This is a genomic window from Aquisphaera insulae (genome assembly GCF_011064615.1).
GTDB classification, from domain to species: domain Bacteria; phylum Planctomycetota; class Planctomycetia; order Isosphaerales; family Isosphaeraceae; genus Aquisphaera; species Aquisphaera insulae.
In genome coordinates this window covers 1-1,686 of sequence record NZ_JAALJH010000210.1, presented here as the reverse complement: position 1 = coordinate 1,686, position 1,686 = coordinate 1, and the positions used below count along the sequence as shown (strand labels likewise).

The following is a 1,686-nucleotide window of genomic DNA, read 5'->3' as shown; positions in this document are numbered from 1 at the left end:
CTAGTCCTCCTGGTCTTGTAGTTACGATACGGGCTGGAGGGCTGCTCCTTCATGTGACGGTCGAGGCGGCCATCCTCGGAGAGGAAGGCGGCGCGGAGCTCGAGGATCGTCTCGCCCCCGGCATCGTTCCAGGACTTCTCCGTCCCTTTGACGCGGCGGTTGAAGATCTTCACCGTGGATTCGATGTGACTGGTCGTCCATGGCAAGCCCTCGCACCGATAGCGCGGGTAGTCCATCCGCTCGCGATTGTCCTCCAGGTAGTTCGCCACCCGCGCGACGACCCGTCGCGGGTCTTCGACGGGTAGCTCGTCGAGGCCTCCGGCGATCAGGCCGGACTGGATGTCGCGCCAGGCGGACAGCTCCGCGATCACCTGATCCACGCGGCCCTTCCAGCAGGCTTCCTCCCAGGCCAGGAACAACTCCCAGCGGCCTTCGGTGTCCGCCGCCATCGCGCGGGCCGCCGTGAACAGATGCGACAGCGCGTGGAGGAAGTCGACGATCGCCACGAAGCTCGGGAGATGGCGGCGGTGCAGGCCCCAGACCCAGGCCGAGCCATCCCCCAGGAACGCCCCGGCGGCCGCCTCGGCGAAGTTCCGGCGATGGGCCTCGGCGGCGACCATCGGCCCGAAGCGATCGACGGGGGCGGTCGTGGCCACGTAAGTGCGCACCATCAATTCCGGCCTCGTCCGCGGCTGGGGCGGGCCCGCCGGGGGCGGCGGCGGGGGCACCGAGGCGTCGGGGGTCGGCGGGCCCATCGGTCCGGTCCCGCCGATGCCGCCGATGACCTTCTCGACGAAGGCCCGGTCGCGGAAACAGGGCGGCAGCTCCGGCTCGGGGTCGCTCGCGGAAGTGGAGCGGGACATCGTCGCCAGGATCGCGATCTTGTCCTCGCGCCAGGCCGCGTCATGGGCGCCTGGCCCCTCGCCCTCGCCGCGGATCAGGAGACGGCCGCCGTCGACCTCGACGACCGCCAGGGCCGGTCGGGTCGCGACCTGCGGCCGGGACGTGCCGGCCCGGAAGCGCTCCACCCGCTCATCGCGGCGGGCTCGCAGCTGGGCGCCGGTCTCGTGGGCGATGCGGCCGAGCTGCCGGCCGCTGATCTCCACCTCGGCCAGATCGGCGACCGCTTCGGCGGCCTCGTCGAAGGAGTGCGAGCGGGCGGCGGAGTGGACGAACTTGCGGATCACCGAGGGGCTGTAGTCATGGGATGTCAGCCGTAGCGACGGACGCTGGGGGGAAAAAATCCCGGCGGCAGGCCGGGCAGTGGCAGATGGGCTCGGCGTAGGTGACCTCGCCGCCCCAGAAGGTAATGGTCCGTGGTCTTCGACCGACGGCACAGGCTCGGCCGCACGCCGGGCAAGGTTGCTCGGGCCCCAGCAGCGAGACTTTCCGCTCGAGTAGGTCGGTGATCGTCCCTCGGGCGACGACACAGGCCGCGGCGATGCCCATCTGCTCGATGTCATCGGCGTCGAGATCCAAGTCGGGGCCGACTTCCTCGTGGACGCGCCTCGCCACGACTTTCCCCCACGATTCGGCCAGCTTCTCGATCTCGGCCGTACCCATCGAGGATGACTTACGGAAAGGCATCGCAGGTCCCTCCTTGGACTTCGGGTGATAGACAATCTGGGAAATCAACCTTGACATCCTACCATCGATCGAGAGGCGCGCGAACCGCGTCTTGCACCC

2 protein-coding genes are annotated in these 1,686 nt (G+C 69.4%); both read right to left on the bottom strand.

Features of this window, described 5'->3' with window-relative positions; translation table 11 throughout:
* The coding region (locus G6O54_RS36775) for a LysR family transcriptional regulator (protein ID WP_165236060.1) at nt 1–1,187 on the bottom strand (1,187 nt) is incomplete at its 3' end.
* A gap of 13 nt (nt 1,188–1,200) precedes the next feature.
* Nucleotides 1,201–1,587 carry a hypothetical protein gene (locus tag G6O54_RS36770; RefSeq protein ID WP_165236057.1) on the bottom strand — a complete coding sequence of 129 codons (387 nt, stop codon included), beginning with the start codon at nt 1,585–1,587 and terminating at the stop codon, nt 1,201–1,203.
* Between the last annotated feature and the right edge of the window lie 99 nt (nt 1,588–1,686).